The sequence below is a fragment of the Providencia burhodogranariea DSM 19968 genome, from assembly GCF_000314855.2.
Lineage (GTDB): Bacteria > Pseudomonadota > Gammaproteobacteria > Enterobacterales > Enterobacteriaceae > Providencia > Providencia burhodogranariea.
The window spans coordinates 456,069-473,399 of the sequence record NZ_KB233223.1; the positions used below are offsets into that span (position 1 = coordinate 456,069).

16 protein-coding genes and 1 pseudogene are annotated in these 17,331 nt (G+C 40.8%); 7 read left to right on the forward strand and 10 right to left on the reverse strand.

Annotation, left to right across the window (positions count from 1 at the left end):
* Positions 1-123: 123 nt before the first annotated feature.
* A complete protein-coding gene (gene glpT / locus OOA_RS12705; protein ID WP_008912554.1) occupies positions 124-1,479 on the reverse strand; it encodes a glycerol-3-phosphate transporter in 1,356 nt (451 codons plus the stop codon).
* A gap of 437 nt (positions 1,480-1,916) precedes the next feature.
* Between glpT and glpA the strand changes: the two genes are divergently transcribed.
* The 4 genes from glpA to OOA_RS12725 all read left to right on the forward strand — a co-directional run bounded on the left by glpA (position 1,917) and on the right by OOA_RS12725 (position 6,819).
* Positions 1,917-3,572 carry an anaerobic glycerol-3-phosphate dehydrogenase subunit A gene (gene glpA, locus OOA_RS12710; protein WP_008912555.1) on the forward strand — a complete coding sequence of 552 codons (1,656 nt, stop codon included), beginning with the start codon at positions 1,917-1,919 and terminating at the stop codon, positions 3,570-3,572.
* Positions 3,562-4,857: a glycerol-3-phosphate dehydrogenase subunit GlpB gene (gene glpB / locus OOA_RS12715; RefSeq protein WP_008912556.1), complete on the forward strand. Its 1,296-nt coding sequence runs from the start codon at positions 3,562-3,564 to the stop codon at positions 4,855-4,857. The genes glpA and glpB overlap by 11 nt, the downstream gene beginning before the upstream one ends.
* A complete protein-coding gene (gene glpC / locus OOA_RS12720) occupies positions 4,854-6,047 on the forward strand; it encodes an anaerobic glycerol-3-phosphate dehydrogenase subunit GlpC (protein WP_008912557.1) in 1,194 nt (397 codons plus the stop codon). Before glpB ends, glpC begins: the two co-directional genes overlap by 4 nt.
* Before the next feature lie 253 nt (positions 6,048-6,300).
* On the forward strand, positions 6,301-6,819 hold the full coding sequence (locus OOA_RS12725; protein WP_008912558.1) for a GNAT family N-acetyltransferase: 519 nt from the start codon (positions 6,301-6,303) through the stop codon (positions 6,817-6,819).
* Between the two features lie 49 nt (positions 6,820-6,868).
* On the opposite strand, the gene dhaL is transcribed toward OOA_RS12725, so the two are convergent.
* The 3 genes from dhaL to OOA_RS12740 form a co-directional block, all read right to left on the reverse strand.
* Positions 6,869-7,492, reverse strand: coding sequence for a dihydroxyacetone kinase subunit DhaL (gene dhaL / locus OOA_RS12730; protein ID WP_008912559.1), 624 nt, complete (start codon positions 7,490-7,492; stop codon positions 6,869-6,871).
* A gap of 46 nt (positions 7,493-7,538) precedes the next feature.
* Complete coding sequence (gene dhaK / locus OOA_RS12735) at positions 7,539-8,609, reverse strand: dihydroxyacetone kinase subunit DhaK (RefSeq protein WP_008912560.1); 1,071 nt, start codon at positions 8,607-8,609, stop codon at positions 7,539-7,541.
* Between the two features lie 346 nt (positions 8,610-8,955).
* On the reverse strand, positions 8,956-9,624 hold the full coding sequence (locus tag OOA_RS12740; RefSeq protein ID WP_008912561.1) for a 7-cyano-7-deazaguanine/7-aminomethyl-7-deazaguanine transporter: 669 nt from the start codon (positions 9,622-9,624) through the stop codon (positions 8,956-8,958).
* A 169-nt stretch (positions 9,625-9,793) separates the two neighbouring features.
* Here OOA_RS12740 and tusA point away from each other — a divergent pair, with 169 nt between their 5' ends.
* Positions 9,794-10,048, forward strand: coding sequence for a sulfurtransferase TusA (gene tusA, locus OOA_RS12745; protein WP_008912562.1), 255 nt, complete (start codon positions 9,794-9,796; stop codon positions 10,046-10,048).
* A 387-nt stretch (positions 10,049-10,435) separates the two neighbouring features.
* Here tusA and OOA_RS12750 read toward each other — a convergent pair whose 3' ends face one another.
* The 4 genes from OOA_RS12750 to OOA_RS12765 form a co-directional block, all read right to left on the reverse strand.
* Positions 10,436-10,690, reverse strand: coding sequence for a hypothetical protein (locus OOA_RS12750; RefSeq protein WP_201764595.1), 255 nt, complete (start codon positions 10,688-10,690; stop codon positions 10,436-10,438).
* A 49-nt stretch (positions 10,691-10,739) separates the two neighbouring features.
* Positions 10,740-11,648: an Rpn family recombination-promoting nuclease/putative transposase gene (locus OOA_RS12755; protein ID WP_008912564.1), complete on the reverse strand. Its 909-nt coding sequence runs from the start codon at positions 11,646-11,648 to the stop codon at positions 10,740-10,742.
* A 271-nt stretch (positions 11,649-11,919) separates the two neighbouring features.
* A complete protein-coding gene (locus OOA_RS12760) occupies positions 11,920-14,313 on the reverse strand; it encodes a zinc/cadmium/mercury/lead-transporting ATPase (RefSeq protein ID WP_008912565.1) in 2,394 nt (797 codons plus the stop codon).
* A gap of 139 nt (positions 14,314-14,452) precedes the next feature.
* Complete coding sequence (locus tag OOA_RS12765; protein WP_008912566.1) at positions 14,453-15,085, reverse strand: lysoplasmalogenase; 633 nt, start codon at positions 15,083-15,085, stop codon at positions 14,453-14,455.
* Between the two features lie 334 nt (positions 15,086-15,419).
* Between OOA_RS12765 and OOA_RS12770 the strand changes: the two genes are divergently transcribed.
* Positions 15,420-15,770: a DUF2500 domain-containing protein gene (locus tag OOA_RS12770; RefSeq protein ID WP_008912567.1), complete on the forward strand. Its 351-nt coding sequence runs from the start codon at positions 15,420-15,422 to the stop codon at positions 15,768-15,770.
* Position 15,771: 1 nt separating this feature from the next.
* Here the strand turns inward: OOA_RS12770 and OOA_RS12775 are convergent, their stop codons facing one another.
* The gene (locus OOA_RS12775) at positions 15,772-16,059 is read right to left on the reverse strand and encodes a DUF1145 family protein (RefSeq protein WP_008912568.1); all 288 of its coding nucleotides are present in this window, start codon (positions 16,057-16,059) and stop codon (positions 15,772-15,774) included.
* Positions 16,049-16,651, reverse strand: a complete 603-nt coding sequence (gene rsmD / locus OOA_RS12780; RefSeq protein WP_040691588.1) for a 16S rRNA (guanine(966)-N(2))-methyltransferase — start codon at positions 16,649-16,651, stop codon at positions 16,049-16,051. The genes OOA_RS12775 and rsmD overlap by 11 nt, the downstream gene beginning before the upstream one ends.
* Before the next feature lie 367 nt (positions 16,652-17,018).
* Between rsmD and OOA_RS12785 the strand changes: the two are divergent.
* Positions 17,019-17,331 (forward strand): annotated as a pseudogene (locus OOA_RS12785) (signal recognition particle-docking protein FtsY); the annotation flags it as partial.

Genomic DNA, 17,331 nt, shown 5'->3' on the forward strand with positions numbered 1-17,331 from the left:
GCTATTCTCAGCGATCCTCGTCACATAGTTATTTATGTTTCTATGGATTACTTCGTTTTGCTACCTAGCTGTAACTCAAATTATGTAGGGTATAGTGTATTAGCGTGAACGGATATTAGAGCCTTAGCTCATGTTCTCTTTTGCTAATTCACGTTTGTGTTTAGTTTCGCTAAGCATTACAACGAATAGTAGAACAACAGCTAGCGCTGAACCACCGATCATGACGGCAAAGCCACCATCCCAACCGAAGTAGTCAACGGTATAACCAACAATAGCACTTGCCGCAACCGAACCACCAAGGTAACCGAATAGTCCTGTGAAGCCTGCAGCCGTACCCGCTGCTTTCTTAGGTGCTAGCTCAAGAGCATGCAGACCAATTAGCATGACAGGGCCATAGATTAGGAAGCCGATAATCAACATACAAGCCATATCGATACTTGGGTTACCCGGAGGGTTCATCCAGAATACGATGGTCGCAATAGTTACCAGTGTCATGAAGAATACACCTGTCGCACCACGGTTTCCGCGGAAGACTTTATCAGACATCCAACCACACAGAAGTGTGCCTGGGATACCTGCATATTCATACATGAAGTAAGCCCAAGAAGATTTATCCATCGTGAAATGTTTAACTTCACGTAGATAAGTTGGAGACCAGTCAAGAACACCGTAACGCAGCAGATATACGAATACGTTAGCAATCGCGATCATCCACAGAAGTTTGTTAGGGAACACATACTTCATGAAGATTGCTTTCGCTGTTAATTCTTCTTCATCAGTTGCTTTGTAGTCAGGTGGATAGTCGTTCTTATATTCTTCAATCGGAGGTAAGCCACAAGATTGTGGGGTATCACGCATTAAGGCAAAGGCAACTAAGGCAACAAGGATTGCACCGATTGCAGGCATATATAGCGCGGCTTTCCAGTCATTAAACCATGCCATACCGAGTATGAATAGTAATGGAGGAATACCACCACCGACGTTGTGAGCACAGTTCCAAATAGAGACTATCCCACCACGTTCTTTTTGTGACCACCAGTGAACCATGGTACGTCCGCAAGGAGGCCAACCCATGCCTTGGAACCAACCACATATGAACAGTAATACGAACATGATCATGATGCTAGAGGTTGCCCATGGCACAAAGCCCATAATAAGCATCACAACGGCGGCGAGGATCAGACCTGCGGGTAAGAATACACGCGGGTTAGAACGATCGGATACTGATCCCATAATAAATTTAGAAAAACCGTATGCAATAGAAATCCCTGATAATGCAAAACCTAGGTCCCCTTTGGAGAACCCTTCTTCAACAAGATAAGGCATTGCTAATGCGAAGTTTTTTCTGACTAAATAATAGGCTGCGTAACCAAAGAAAATTCCCATGAAAAGCTGCCAACGAAGTCGACGATAGACAGGATCTATCTTCTCTGCGGGCAACCTCGGAGCGTGAGGTGCTGGTTTAAATATGCTTAACATATAGCCTCCGACGGCATGCTAATTGTTATGAACTCAGTTCGTTTATTCGATTTGATAAAAGAAAACGAGTTTTTTATTATTGATGAAGTAACAAAACGAAAGTTTTTTGTTTCTTTGTCGAGCATTTACTTTCATAAACGCTCTTATGTTAATCATAAAAAAACATTTTATCTGTAATCTAGTCCACAAATATTTGTTTTATTTATTGGCCGCATAGTTAAAGTCATTTGCGAATGAAAAGAAACAATAACTCGTCGATTTATTGTGATTTACTTCACGGTTTCTTCCTTTTCATTGCTTTTTTTGACTTAATTGCTTTCGTTTTTGTTCCTTATCAAACACGCCGCACGTTTCTTGTCTATATTTAACGATAGATTATAAAAATAGAAACTACACTAATAACTATGAGTGATGTTGATTAATGTGAGGAATGCGACATGAATGGCTCATCTGTGACTGAAACTGATGTCATCATTATAGGTGGTGGCGCAACAGGTGCTGGTGTTGCTCGTGATTGCGCCCGCCGAGGTTTGAAAGCGATTTTACTTGAGCGGCATGATATTGCGACAGGTGCAACAGGGCGAAACCATGGCTTGCTGCATAGTGGTGCTCGCTATGCTGTCACTGATGGTGAATCAGCAAGAGAGTGTATTGAAGAAAATAAAATACTGAAACGTATTGCACATCATTGTGTTGAGCGAACCGATGGCTTGTTTATTACCTTGCCTGAAGATTCCCTTGAATATCAGCAACAGTTTATCTTGGCTTGCCAAGCTGCGGGTATTGATGCCAATGCGATTGATCCTGCGGAAGCTATTCGTCTGGAACCGTCCGTTAATCCACATCTTATAGGTGCTGTCAGAGTGCCTGATGGCACAGTGGATCCTTTTCGTTTAACCGCAGCAAATATGTTGGATGCACGCGAGCATGGTGCGAAGGTGTTAACGTACCATGAAGTTATAGGATTGATCCGTGATGGCGATAAAGTGCGTGGTGTGACCGTCTTTGACCATCAAGCAAAACGACAATATGAAATTTATGCGGAAATTGTAGTAAATGCTGGCGGTATCTGGGGTCAAAAAATCGCAGAATATGCGGATTTAAAAATCAAAATGTTCCCTGCAAAAGGTGCATTGCTCATTCTTGGTCATCGCTTAAATAATATGGTTATCAATCGCTGCCGTAAGCCAGCTGACGCCGATATTTTAGTGCCGGGTGACACTATTTCTCTTATCGGGACAACATCTACTCATATTGAATATGACCAAATCGATAATATGCATGTAACGCCAGAAGAAGTGGATATTTTGATCCGTGAAGGCTCCATGCTTTCACCTGCGCTGGCGACAACGCGTATTTTACGTGCGTATGCAGGTGTCCGCCCCTTAGTGGCAAGTGATGATGACCCATCAGGGCGTAATGTGAGTCGCGGTATTGTTTTACTCGACCATGCTAAACGTGATGGGCTTGAAAATTTTATTACTATCACTGGCGGTAAATTAATGACCTATCGCCTAATGGCTGAATGGGCAACAGATAAAGTCTGTGAAAAATTGGGTCATATTGCGAAATGTACTACCGCAGAGGCTGCATTACCGGGTTCACAAAACAGTGCGGAAGAATCTCTGCGTAATGTTGTTTCTATTCCAGCATCGATTCGTGGCTCAGCCGTTTATCGCCATGGTGATAGAGCCTCGGCAATTTTGAGCACTGATAGGTTAGATAAAAGCCTAGTGTGCGAATGTGAGGCCGTCACGGCGGGTGAAATTCGCTATGCCATAAATTCGCTCACTGTAAATAACTTGCTAGACTTAAGACGTCGAACTCGCGTGGGAATGGGGACTTGTCAAGGTGAACTTTGTGCATGTCGTGCAGCGGGTTTATTAAACCGTTTTAATGTGACAACACCGCATGAAACTGAACAACAGTTAGGTCATTTCTTGAATGAGCGTTGGAAGGGCGTGAGACCAATCGCATGGGGAAATGCGTTGCGTGAAAGTGAATTTACCAGTTGGGTTTATCATGGGTTATGTGGCATGAATGAAAGTACATTAGGTAAGGTATCTGACAAGGAGACTGAAAATGAAATATGATACAGTCGTTATAGGCGGGGGGCTAGCAGGCCTTATTTGTGGCATTCGTTTAACTCAGTCAGGCTTATCATGTACGATTGTCAGTGCAGGACAAAATGCACTGCATTTTTCTTCAGGTTCACTCGACTTGCTGACGCAATTACCAAATGGTCATGTTGTAGAGAAACCACTTACAGCATTAGATGAACTCAGTGAGCAAGCACCTACACACCCTTATAGTCGTTTGGGTAAGTTGGAGGTGATTAAGTTAACGCACCTTGCTGAAACTTTATTACAGCAAAGTGGAATGAAACTTAAAGGTTCGAGTGATGAAAATCATTATCGCATCACTCCCTTAGGCCATAAGCGCTCAACGTGGCTAAGCCCTGAATTTGTGCCTACTGTCGGCCTTCATCAAAAAATGAACAAAGGAAAAATTGCAGTCGTTGGGATTGAAGGTTTCTTAGATTTTCAGCCTCAAATGGTCTCTGCTGAATTACAGCGTGAAGGCATTCCTGCTAGTGCTCATTATGTTCATTTACCACTCCTCGATAGACTTAGGGAAAACCCAAGCGAATTCAGAGCGATCAATGTGGCACGTTGGCTAGATAGACCCGAAAATATGGCACAAATAGTGGCAGAAATCGCACCATTAATTGCTGATGCGGATACTATTTTTATGCCAGCCTGTATTGGCTTAGACAGTGAAGAGCCTTTACTTGAGCTACAAAAACAACTCGGAAAACCTATCTACTTGCTACCAACATTACCACCTTCATTGTTAGGGATCCGCTTGCATGAGACCCTTTTACGCCAATTTCGTCGGCAAGGTGGAATCATAATGCCGGGTGATAAAGTTACTTCTGTGAATTGCGTTGGTTCATGCATTGAATCTGTCACTACGCGTAACCATGGTGATATTTCACTCAAAGCATCCCAGTTTGTCCTTGCAACGGGTAGTTTCTTTAATAATGGTTTAGTTGCCGAGTTTGATCGTGTTTATGAGCCATTAATGGATCTCGATTTGTGCCATATTCCACCACGCGCACAGTGGACGAACAAAGAATTTTTCGCTTCACAGCCCTATATGACTTTTGGTGTGCAAACTGATCAGCAACTACGCGCACAAAAAGATGGGCAGCCGATTGAAAACTTGTATGTAGCAGGGGCAGTTTTAGGTGGTTTTGATCCCTTAACGGAAGGCTGTGGTGCAGGCGTTTCACTGATCAGTGGATTACATGCGGCTGGTGAAATTATTCGCTATTTTGAACAACAAAAAGCCTTGCAGGCGGAGGTGACACCATGAGTATTCAGGATGGAAACTTTGAAAGCTGTATTAAATGTACGGTTTGTACTACGTACTGTCCTGTTGCGAAGGTAAATCCACTTTACCCAGGACCAAAGCAAGCTGGCCCTGATGGCGAACGTTTGCGTCTAAAAGACCCGATGCTGTATGACGAAGCATTGAAATATTGCACCAACTGTAAGCGTTGTGAAGTCGCATGCCCATCTGATGTGAAAATTGGCGATATCATCGCCCGTGCTCGTAATAGCTATAGCCAGCAAAAACCCAAACTTCGTGATGCGATATTAAGCCACACTGACCTAATGGGAAGTCTGTCAACGCCATTCGCACCTGTTGTGAATGCCATTACAGGATTAAAACCCGTTCGCCAAATTCTCGATAAAGCATTGAAAATTGACCATCGTCGAGAGTTACCAAAATATTCATTTGGTACTTTCCGTCGTTGGTATGCAAAACAAGCTGCTGAACAACAAAAATTCGATGAGCAAGTTGCATTCTTTCACGGATGTTATGTGAATTACAACCATCCTCAGCTCGGCAAAGACTTGATCAAAGTTTTTAATGGGATGGACATTGGTGTTCAGTTACTGAAACGTGAAAAATGTTGTGGTGTAGCATTGATTGCTAATGGATTTATGAAGCAAGCCAAACGCCAAGCAAACGTTAATTTAGAGTCGCTGCAAGAAACTATTCTTGAAAAACATATTCCTGTGGTTGCGACATCATCAACCTGTACCTTTACCATTCGTGACGAATATACTCATGTTCTGGACGTTGATACTTCTGAATTGCGAGACAATATTGAGTTAGCAACTCGCTATATTTATCGCCTGTTGGAGCAAGGGCGTGAGCTAAAACTCAAACATACCCCATTGAAAGTCGTTTATCATACTCCTTGTCATATGGAAAAAATGGGGTGGACTTCTTATACCTTGGAATTGATTAAGCGTGTTCCAGGAGTGGAATTGCTGGTACTTGACTCGCAATGTTGTGGTATTGCAGGAACTTATGGCTTTAAGAAAGAAAATTATGAGGTTTCTCAAGGTATTGGTGCAGGCCTATTCCGTCAAATCGAAGAAAGCGGTGCTGATATGGTGATTACAGACTGCGAAACTTGTAAATGGCAGATTGAGATGTCGACCAGTAAAAAATGTGAACATCCAATTAGCCTGCTAGCAAGAGCATTATAAAAAATATACTCATCATGCTTCGACAGGACGAGTGGCTGATTACGTCTAGCTACTATTCGAATTACGTGAGTATAGACCTTTAATATTAGCTAACTCGAAGGGAAATAGACTTTAGCCTATTTCCCTTTTTTGTATTGGCGTATTGAATATTCGATTACTTCACTATGTTATCTATTTTGCTTACTGGCTTTATTGTCGTTTATAGTGATAAGAAAATTTTCTTTCTTTAAACGATTAAAACGCTGGATTTTACATGTTTGGAATTGATCTCACATTTACACTCAGAAAATTGACCCGCCAAGATAAAGATTTCTTTTTTCAGCTTTATTCTAATTTAGATGTCTTGCGCTTTGTCTCTAATCCAAAAACAGAAAAAGAGATTCTAGCCGCTTTTGAAAGCCGACTACCTGAATGGAATTTAAATTCTGATCATTGGCTGTGTCTAGTGATTGAAGATATTCAAACTTGTCAGCCAATGGGACTTATGGGGTTTTGTTTGTCTTTTGAAAACCAACAGCGAGTGGGGGAGATAGGCTATATGATTGATCCGAAATTCTCAGGGAAAGGTATTGCGACAAAAGCATTGAACATGTTGCTATCAAAGCCGGAATATGCGCAAATCCGCTCATTTATTGCGATTGTGACAGAAGGAAATTTAGCGTCTGAAAAAGTACTAATTAAAAATGGATTTTCTATGCAAAAAATCATCGCTGAAAATTATGAAATTAGTGGTTTTGTTTACGATGATATTTGCTATGAGCTGAATAGATAATAATAAGACTGGCGACGAAATACTACTTATTACATCGCCAGTTTATTGATTAATCTAGAGATTGTTGTAATGTTTTCATCATGAGCAATACTGAAGTACCACCGGGATCGGCGTGTCCAATACTGCGTTCACCAAGATAGCTAGCGCGCCCTTTACGAGCCTGCATAGGAACAGTTGCTTCAACGCCTTGTTTTGCTGCTTCGACAGCTTCTGTTATTGCATCATTCAATGATTGGGAAGTTGTGTTTTCTAGTGCTTTACTTACAGACCACCAAACATCACACATTGTTTTATCGCCAGGCTCTGCTTTGCCACGGGATACGACACCTTCAGTGCCTGCTTTGATTACTTCAGCAAAATCAGCAACGCTTAGACTTTCTTTGTCAGATGCACTTTGAGCTGCTTTAATAAAAAACGTACCGAATAGTGGACCACTAGCTCCTCCAACACTGGATAGCAGTGTCATTCCTGTCGTTTTGAGCAAAGTCGCAATATCTTTATCTTCAACTGTTGGTAGTTTTTCAGCAACTTTTTGAAACCCTCGATTCATATTGAGGCCATGGTCACCATCACCAATTGCGGTATCGAGTTCAGTAAGATTATTTTGTTCACGAGCAAAGGTCTGTGAGCACTGTATCAGCCAATTGTAGATCTGTTTCTGTGTTAAATTCATGAAGTGGTTACTCCTTATTTGGCCATTAATTAAGCTGTGAGTGATATTATATTTTCCAGCGCAAAGCAGGCGTATTAACTGGTTCATCCCACAGCATTAAGGCCTCATCATCTACTTTTAATAAGGTGATTGACGCACCTTGCATATCAAGGGCAGTGCAGTATGAGCCAACTAGATTTCGTTCGATGGTTAAGCCGAAGTTGTTACAGCAAGTTTGTAAACGATGATATACAGCATAAAGCTCGGATAATGGCGTGGCGCCGAGATTATTCACAAGAGCAATCACACGATCGCCTTTTTTTAGTGGTTCTTTGGTTTGTTTATGTTCTTGCCAACAACCTTCTTGGCGATCCCACTGACGGATCACTCGTTCGTAATGACCATTACTGATCAACGTTTCAAACATTTGGTCAACAGTGTCGTTTAAGTTTGTGAATCTACGACGTTCAATTCCCGGTTCACCATGGATCCCGACACCAAACTCCATCTCATTATCTGGCAATTCAAAAGACGGTTTTCCCGCAGCAGGTACAGTACAGGCATGCAAAGCGACACCTAAACTGTATCCGTTATTATTGGTTTTATGTCCTAATTCGACTAACTGATCGAGTGTGTAGTTCTTACATGCCGCAGCACCGAGGATTTTTTCCATCAAAACAGTATTAGCAACGCCACGACGTCCCGCGGTGTATAGACTATCTTTTACAGCGACATCATCATCGACTAGCACAGTTGCAATTTTAGTGCCTGCACCATGTAAGAGTTCAGCCGCTGTTTCAAAATTCAGTATATCGCCAGTATAGTTTTTGATGATCATCAACACGCCTTCACCGCTATCGATAGCCATCGCACATTCCATCATCTGGTCGGGAGTTGGGGAGGTAAACATTTCCCCAGGGCAAGCGGCATCTAACATTCCTTGACCGATATAACCACTGTGCATAGGTTCGTGGCCACTACCGCCACCGGATAATAGTCCTACTTTACCGTTAATTGGAGCATCTTTATGGACAAGATAAGTGGGATCGACATTTAGGCGTAACTCAGGGTGAGCAGCAATCAAGCCTAAATTAACTTCATTGATGATATCTTCAACACGGTTAATCAGTTTTTTCATCTTACGGGCTCCAGAGGATAGAGGACGATGGTTATTTCTGTTCGTTTGTGTTCTTTTTTGTTTGTATTGAAATGTAAATAGCGCGAATCATTTCGATTGTGCAATCAGACTATCACGGCTATAAAATTATTTATGGAGAAAACCAATAAAATGAGAGTTAGATCAGTAATTTTGGCAGGTATTTCTGTCACCTTTTTAATTCAAATTTATAGATAAAATGATGCTAAAAGTGACAAAATGGCACTTTTCAGTATGATTAAATCATCATTGCTGATATGAAATTAGCTGCAATTTGAATTATTTAGGGAGTTGAGGGAGGATATTATTTCTCCCTCATCAAGCATGATCAAGATTGATTGGCGAGTCGTTGATCTTGGTTCTTAGCAAAGAAATACTTCAAAATAAAATTGAGTAATACACCGTAAGCTGGCAAGAAAAACAACATGCAAATAAATAGCTTGAATGTGTAATCGACTAAAGCTATCTCAACCCAATTGGTCGCCATAAATGGATCACTACTGCGATAAAATGCAATAAAGAAGAAGGCGATAGTATCGATTAAGTTACCAAAAAACATCGCGCATGCAGGTGCTACATACCAACGTTTATTTTGGCGTAGGCGGTTAAACACACTCACATCTAATATTTGACCAAGCACATAAGCCATAAAACTCGCGGCGGCAATACGTGCAACAAATAGATTAAATACCATCAGTGAAGCGAAACCTTGCCACTCACCCTGAAAAAATAATGCGGAAATCACATAAGAGATCAGAAGTGCTGGTAACATCACCGCAGTAATAATACGGCGAGCGAGAGGCGCGCCATAAATACGCACAGTCAAATCTGTTGCCAAAAAAATAAACGGAAAGGTAAACGCCCCCCATGTGGTATGGAAACCGAAAATATTCATCGGTAGCTGCACAAGATAGTTACTGGAGGTAATAATTAAAACATGGAACAAAGATAGCCAAATTAGCGCAGTGGCTCGTTGCTGCGTAGTAAAAGTAAACATATTGTACCTTTTTAAGTAGCAATGGGGTGAGGGAACCCATAAAAATATTGCCCCAAATTGGGGAAGAGCGCATCATACGCTCGTTGCGCAACAAAAGCAAAACTGTTAGACCAGTAAAGCAGTTTTTATTATATAATCAAAATATCAATTATTTTTAAGAAGTCTTGTTATGTCTGATTTATTTTCAAATGCCACAAAAACCCTTGATACACTAGGCTTACGTTGCCCTGAGCCAGTTATGTTAGTGCGTAAAACAGTTCGTGGGATGAATGCAGGAGATACGTTACTGATTATTGCGGATGACCCTGCAACGACTCGTGATATACCGGGTTTTTGTCGCTTTATGGAGCACGAGTTACTCGCTGCTGAAGCCGAACAAGCACCTTACCGTTATCTGTTACGCAAAAAGTCTGCAGGACTATAAATCTTAAATTAATCTGCATATCGGTTAAATTGCGCGAGTGGTTATCGTACCTGTTTTTATGACGGCAATGATTGGATGTATGAAATAACAGTATTGGTAACTGATCGTTTATGCTGCATTAAATTATGATGGCGGAAATATTATTATGCTACGTATTTGCATGATTAAAAAAATCACTGAAACCTAAGCAACCCGTAAAAATCCTTCGGGTTGGTTCGCTGTCATTTTTAATTGTGTTGTGGTGATTTTTCTTAATTCACTAAGTAGCGAATTATTCATCTTGTTTTTTTATTTTAAGTAAAGGTTGTTAATTCGAATAAAAATAGACTTTCAAAGATCAACCATATCTAGTTTCAATAGTCGATGATAACTAGCCTATCTATTCGATTATTGCTGAGAATATACCGTGTTCTCTTGAGTGAGTAATAGAAGATCCTGATGAGTTAATCCCGTTGCTTTAAGTATTATTTCAATATCTATTTTCATTTTGAATAGTTGTTGTGCAGTTTCTCGTCTAGCTTTTTGTATACCTTCTTGTATACCTATTTGTATGCCTTTATCTTGCAAACGCTGTGCAATATTCACGATAATCCCTATGTAGTAGTCAACAAAATCCGCCCATAGTTTTGATGATGCTATCAAGATGCGGCACTATTGCGTACCTTGAGTGAGCGTTAGTCTTTTTGTTTGATTATGACTGAGTATATTTCGCATTCTCTTGGGCAAGCAACAGTAGCTCTTGATGTGTTAATCCTGTTGCTTTAAGGATTATTTCCACATCTATTTGCATTGTTAATAGTTGCTGAGCAGTTTCTCTTTTACCCTCTTGTATGCCTTTATCTTGCAAACGCTGTGCAATATTCACTACAGCCTCCTTATTGCTTTCAATTTGTTCACTCAGTAGCAGAATAATTTGCTCGTAGTGATTTGGTGAATCCAAAACTACAAACAAGTAATTTAGAATAGTGGCAACATCATCACTATTATTATAGTGCCTATTTAGAGCCTGTGCGAGCAGGCTTGTCACTTTCTTATAGCCTTCTCGTAAACTTTTATGTTTCAGTGCGAGCTCCATCACGGCAATCTTTCGATGATTAACTAATTCATTATCATCAATGACAGTGATATCCACTAAAGGAAAGGGTTTGAAGTAGAGCTCGTCTGCAAGCTTTGGCCAAGGGAAGCAATGTGTCCAAGTTTTTAGGTAAGGATAAGGGGATGCACGACCATGATAAAACAAGATAGGAACAACGAGAGGTAAGGTTTTATGACCTTGCTGTAAATGCTGATTCATTGCCAAAAAAGCATAATGCATTAACCTCCAACTCATCAATTTATCAGGTGTTGATTGATGTTCAATTAGGAGATAGAGATAGCCGTCGCCAAGCTCTGTTTGTACCGAATAAAGTACATCAGACAGGCGAGTCCGTAGTTTTTTATCAATAAAAGAAGAGCTTGTGAGTGCCAATGTATTAAAGTCACAGAGAGATTTGATATTTTCTGGTAAATAGATATCAAAAAAATCCCGAGCATGATCAATCTGAGCCAAAAAACGTTTAAAAGCAGAGTCGTGTGGTGTTGTCGTTTGTTTATCAGCCATATTTAGTGCCTTATCTATGTCCAAATATTCCGCCGATATTAATGGATGCCAGAAGGCTATCCTAAAAAGTTACTCCTAATTTTATCGATAAACATGAATTTTACCTTGATGTAGTTAGATGCTATTACTTGTTGAATTAAAAGAATTAATTACAGTCGATTTAAAAAAAGAAAGTGTAAAACCAATAGTTGCTTAGTTGACTACTAATGGGGTAAGTATTTATAACAAAAAAGCGCCACAAAGGCGCTTTGGTATAATTAAGGTCAACAAACTATTTTTCAACTCTCGGTAACTTAACTCTCAGTAAACGTACTGCGTTAGCTGTCACGAGAGCTGTTGCACCTGAGTCAGCGAGTACTGCAACCCACAGACCTGTGATACCCAATAAACTGGTGACTAAAAAGACCGCTTTTAGGCCTAACGCGATAGTAATATTTTCACGAATAATCTTACGAGTTGCTCGTGATAGAGCAATGATTTCCGGCAAACCAGTGAGTCGATTATGTGTTAGTGCAGCATCTGCTGTTTCTAACGCAACATCGGTACCACTTCCCATTGCCACACCGATACTAGACGCTTTCATTGCTGGGGCATCATTAATGCCATCACCAACCATCATTGTGCTATGGTTTTGATTCAATTCCATAACCGCAGTCACTTTATCTTCAGGTAATAAGCCAGCACGATATTCCATACCAAGTTGACCTGCGATAGCACTCGCTGCTCGCGGGTTATCACCGGTTAACATTACTGCATTGACGTTTAAGGCTTTAAGCATTTTCATGGCATCAAGGGCATCACTACGTAGGGTATCCTGTAGCGCAGTTAGACCAATAACTCGGTTATCTTCAACAGTGACAATGACTGTTTTGCCTTGGGCCTCGAGTGATTCAACCCTATTTTGCCAAATAGTATCAAGAGGCGTATCCAGCCTACTTGGTGCGCTGACAAGAATATGTTTACCATCGAGATAACCCTCAACACCTTTCCCTGCTAATGCTTTGCGATCATCGGCTTCAATCACAGTGATAGAAAACTCAGCTGCTTTATTAACGACTGCTTTTGCAAGTGGGTGATGTGAACCAGCCTCAACGGCAGCTGTGATCCGGACTAATTCACTTTCAGTAACACCATCAACTGGCACTAAATCAGTGATATGAGGTTTACCTTCCGTCAAGGTTCCAGTTTTATCTAGCGCAATTGTTGTGATAGTGCCTAATTGTTCGAGTGCAGCACCGCCCTTAATTAAAGCACCGCGACGCGTTGCTGTGGCTAATGCTGAGGTAATTGCTGCCGGTGTGGATATCACTAGCGCACATGGACAACCAATCAACAGCAGTGTCAAACCACGGTAGATCCATGTTTCCCATGAATCACCAAAGAAGATAGGTGGAATAATCACTACTAATGCGGAAAAGAGCATAATAATCGGTGTATAAATACGGCTGAAACGGTCGACGAAGCGCTCAATAGGGGCTCTGCGTTCTTCTGCTTCTTCAATTAGCTGCAAAATACGGTCGATAGCATTTTTACCTTGCTCTGATACCACTTTCATCTGTACAGCGCGATCGACAGATAAACAGCCTGCGGCCACTTTTTCACCAATATTACGTTCAACCGGTACAGACTCTCCTGTTAAGGAGCTTTCATCGAAACTAGCAAAACCAGAGACCAGTTCAGCATCTGTCGGTAAACGGCCTCCGGGGGCTATTTCAATAATATCGCCCGGGCGTAACTGTGAAACGGGGACGATTATTTTTTGACCATCGCTAATTAATACCGCTTCTTCTGGGACGAGTGCCATCAATGCGCTAACCCCGCGGCGAGCACGACCTGCGGAGTAAGACTCCAACATTTCACCCAACATAAACAGTAAAATCACCATTGCAGCTTCTTCGGTTGCCTGAATAAAAATGGCACCGATAGCAGCAACGGTCATTAATGTTTCGATCGCAAATGGGGATCCTGTGCGCATTAAACGTAATGATTTACGCGCAATTGGATAGAGTCCAAACAATGTACTTAGAATAAATGCAATATTACCTACTTGAGGGTTGATGGCCTCAATGCCCCAACTGATAGCCATTAGAATAGCCAAGATAATAACAGGCTTCGCTTCACTCAGAAGACTTGGTGGTGGGGCGATCGTTGCTGCATTGTTGCCGCCTACTTTAAGCAATTCATAGCCCGCGGCTTCAACGGTTACCCGTACTGCTGCACTGATGTCGCTATTTGCATCAACGACTAATTTTTCAGTAGCAAACAGAACTTTAGCTTGTTTGACCTCTTTAATTTGCTTAACCGCATTTTCGATTTTTTGAGCGCAACTTGGGCAATCCATACCGCGAATTATCCAATTGAAACGCTGCTCAGCCGTTTGTATGGGAGCAGTATCACTTTCAGTACCATTAGGTACGCTGCAGCTGCCACTGTGTTGATGTTTAGAGTGATTATGGTCATGAGATTGATGAGGTGTCGTGCAGCAACTATCTTGCTGGTGATAATCCTCATCGTCGTCAGGGTGTTTCTCTACAGCATTGTGTTCATGGGTATGTGAGTCATTGCTAACTTTTTGATTGTTTTCAATTGCCGTTGATGAACAACTGCTGCTGGAGCAGCAAGAACTTGTATGTTTATGTGATTCTTTATGGTTATGTGAGTGCATATGCGACCCCTTATCAAATGATTGACCTAATCAATATTGATAAGTCTATACTTTGGAGTCTACTCTAGAGTCAAATAAATGCGGGTAGGCCAATTGACAAAAAATGCTATTTGAGAATTTTATCAATTGGCTCAATTTATTATTGTAGGTAAATCGCTCGGATAATAAAGAATTGCCCAAGGAAATAGAGCGTAGCCACAATAGCTTTAGATGCCTTGAATGGGAATCTGAAGCGAGCAATCAGCCAGATACAGTTGGATATAAACAGTAAAAATGCGCCAACCATTATTGAGAAGTTATAATCACGTCCTAGGCCAAAGAATTGATCTCCTGCAACCCATGCCATAATCATGCTCATGATAAGTAGGGCAAAAACGACAGCTTGGAGGTTTTCCAGCTTAGTCCAAATCACCACTAAAGTGATAGCAGCAATAACGAGTGGGACAGGTAGCCAAGGGAGATATAAGCTAAAGTCGAGCTGCATGCCAAAGCTGATGGTATAGAGGAGATAACTAACAAACATCAAGCCTAAAGCAGTAAGTAAGCGCTCACTTGATAACATTCTTATCATGTCAGCGATTAATGACACAGCCAAAGCAGCAAGGATCAAATAACCTTGAGCAGTTAAAAATTCGGCGTTCCATCCCCAAAGTAACAATAGCAACAGTGTAATGGGACGAAATAGCCAACGTTGCCAACTAGGGCCACGATAAGCGGCATCAACGTACAGCCAACCAGAGAAGAGTACTGCAAGGAATGGCCAACTAATCATAAACACATCCTTATAAATTCAAGTGAATGAAGTAATCGTGATGATTTTCCATAATTGTAAATAAGATAAACTATACTCGTCATAGTTCAAGTTGTAGCGCGTGTGCTTTAAATATAGCACTGTGATTATTTGTACTAGTCAGATTGCTGTTTATGTATTTTGGGATAGATTCGTAGAGCCGTTTTTTATCGTATATCACCTATTAGAACATTAAAATTGCTCTATATTTCTTAATTAATGACTGCAAAAAGCTTGAGAAACCAAATGTCATTAGCTGCATATTGAATTATTTTGGGTATATACTCATGCTTACTTTAAATACAAAACGACATTTATGAATAAACCCATCTTACTGATTATTGTTCTGGCGATTATAGCGGTATTTGCCACTAAACGTTTTTTTGACCAGCGCAAGCAAAATGAAATTAATGATCATGCCTTGCAAGTCAGCTACTCGGTTATTGTTGAAAACAAAAAAGATTATCCTTATCCAAATATGCGTTCTCGTGAACGTGATGTTGTTTCGCCTGAAACTTTTCGATATGAGATTTATTTTAAACCATTAGATCATTCTGAGACGATCAAAGTGATTGTGAATGAATCCCAGTATCAGAGTATTGAAAAAGGAAGCCAAGGAACACTTCATATGCAGGGCACAAGGTTTATCCGATTTGATTCCGATTGATTTAAGATTTTTTCTTTGCTGCATCTAAGGTTTGTTTCTGCTTTTTCTGCATCGCTAACATCTCAAAGACACCAAAGAAGAAAATACGTGTTTGCAGTACCTTCGATAATTTTTCCCCTTTTGCAAGGGTCGCTTTTAAGAAAATGGTTTGCAGTGCATGCATAAACACCATAAATACCATGGCAACATCCATGAAGTATTTCAATGGCTTAGGGAATGGATGAATTAAATTAAATACCATAAAGCTCCAAACACAAATCATTAATACTCTGCCTGTATTAATTAGCATGGCTTTCTTCCTTAATTGAATGACGAATAAACAAACGATAAGCAACTTGGCCTGCGATTTTTTCACGATGAAGTTGCCAGTTTACTGGAATGTTAGTAAGTGATGACTCCGCTTCTGACTCAATATATATCCAGCTTTCATCGGCTAGCCATTGATTTTTTTCTAATAATTCAATAGTTTCATTGAGTAGACCTTTACGGAAAGGCGGGTCGATAAACACCACATCAAAAGCGTTACCCAGTTGGTTAAGTACCATGAGGCTATTACCATTGATGATTGTGGCATTTTCGGCTTGTAAGCGAGCTTTATTTTCAGTCAGTAATTGCGTATTTTGTTTATCTAATTCAATAAAAGTGACGGTATCTGCAAAACGTGAGAGCGCTTCAAACCCTAAAGCTCCACTACCAGCGAAACAATCAAGGCAGCGGGCATCTCGAACAATAGGCATTAGCCAATTAAATAATGTTTCTTTGATTCTATCTGTCGTAGGGCGTAAGCCCTCACTATCACGGACTGGGAGTTTTCGCCCACGCCATTTTCCACCAATAATACGTATTTGGCCTAAAGAGGCACTTTGTGGTTTTTTTGCCATAATATCCATTGCTGCTCAGCTTGGCTGAACTTTAAAAATTAATTAAGCCTATTGTAGCGCGTCATTTTCACAGTTTTAACTTAAAAATCAGATTAAATTGTTATGATTTTTCTTTCAGATATGTGTTGCTGCTCGATGAAATGATAGACTGCATGTAATTTTATTGCGATGTGTACACAAAATAAATCAAGTTGTATGTAGGCGACTGTCAAAATAACCCCATTGAAGAAAGCCGGATGAGCATATATGAATATGTGATTAGGTAGCTGGAGCAGTGTCGGATTTCCAACATTATGGCATGTAACTTGATGTATGAAGGGTATAATTATTAAGCGCCATGTTTTTACCGCGAGGAGTGTAGTGGCTGATGGCTAAAGATAAGAAAAAAGGCTTTTTCTCATGGTTGGGTTTTGGTCGTAAAGACGACAAAGAAGCTCAACAACAAGAAGCTCAACAACAAGAAGCAGAACAACAAAAAGTAGATGCTGAAAAAGAGATCGAGCTAGCGGCAATTAAAGCGGCTGAAGAGCAAGCCGAGCATGATCGTCAAGAAGCACTTCGTTTGGCTAATGAACAAGTTGAACACGAACGTCAAGTCGAGCTAGCGGCAATTAAAGCGGCTGAAGAGCAAGCCGAGCATGAGCGTCAAGAAGCACTTCGTTTAGCAGAGGAGCATGCGG

Excerpts from the sequence above, each read along its gene's own strand:
- glpT (WP_008912554.1), bottom strand. The coding sequence starts at position 1,479 with ATGTTAAGCATATTTAAACCAGCACCTCACGCTCCGAGGTTGCCCGCA.
- glpA (WP_008912555.1), top strand. The coding sequence starts at position 1,917 with ATGAATGGCTCATCTGTGACTGAAACTGATGTCATCATTATAGGTGGT.
- glpB (WP_008912556.1), top strand. The coding sequence starts at position 3,562 with ATGAAATATGATACAGTCGTTATAGGCGGGGGGCTAGCAGGCCTTATT.
- glpC (WP_008912557.1), top strand. The coding sequence starts at position 4,854 with ATGAGTATTCAGGATGGAAACTTTGAAAGCTGTATTAAATGTACGGTT.
- OOA_RS12725 (WP_008912558.1), top strand. The coding sequence starts at position 6,301 with ATGTTTGGAATTGATCTCACATTTACACTCAGAAAATTGACCCGCCAA.
- dhaL (WP_008912559.1), bottom strand. The coding sequence starts at position 7,492 with ATGAATTTAACACAGAAACAGATCTACAATTGGCTGATACAGTGCTCA.
- dhaK (WP_008912560.1), bottom strand. The coding sequence starts at position 8,609 with ATGAAAAAACTGATTAACCGTGTTGAAGATATCATCAATGAAGTTAAT.
- OOA_RS12740 (WP_008912561.1), bottom strand. The coding sequence starts at position 9,624 with ATGTTTACTTTTACTACGCAGCAACGAGCCACTGCGCTAATTTGGCTA.
- tusA (WP_008912562.1), top strand. The coding sequence starts at position 9,794 with ATGTCTGATTTATTTTCAAATGCCACAAAAACCCTTGATACACTAGGC.
- OOA_RS12755 (WP_008912564.1), bottom strand. The coding sequence starts at position 11,648 with ATGGCTGATAAACAAACGACAACACCACACGACTCTGCTTTTAAACGT.
- OOA_RS12760 (WP_008912565.1), bottom strand. The coding sequence starts at position 14,313 with ATGCACTCACATAACCATAAAGAATCACATAAACATACAAGTTCTTGC.
- OOA_RS12765 (WP_008912566.1), bottom strand. The coding sequence starts at position 15,085 with ATGATTAGTTGGCCATTCCTTGCAGTACTCTTCTCTGGTTGGCTGTAC.
- OOA_RS12770 (WP_008912567.1), top strand. The coding sequence starts at position 15,420 with ATGAATAAACCCATCTTACTGATTATTGTTCTGGCGATTATAGCGGTA.
- OOA_RS12775 (WP_008912568.1), bottom strand. The coding sequence starts at position 16,059 with ATGCTAATTAATACAGGCAGAGTATTAATGATTTGTGTTTGGAGCTTT.
- rsmD (WP_040691588.1), bottom strand. The coding sequence starts at position 16,651 with ATGGCAAAAAAACCACAAAGTGCCTCTTTAGGCCAAATACGTATTATT.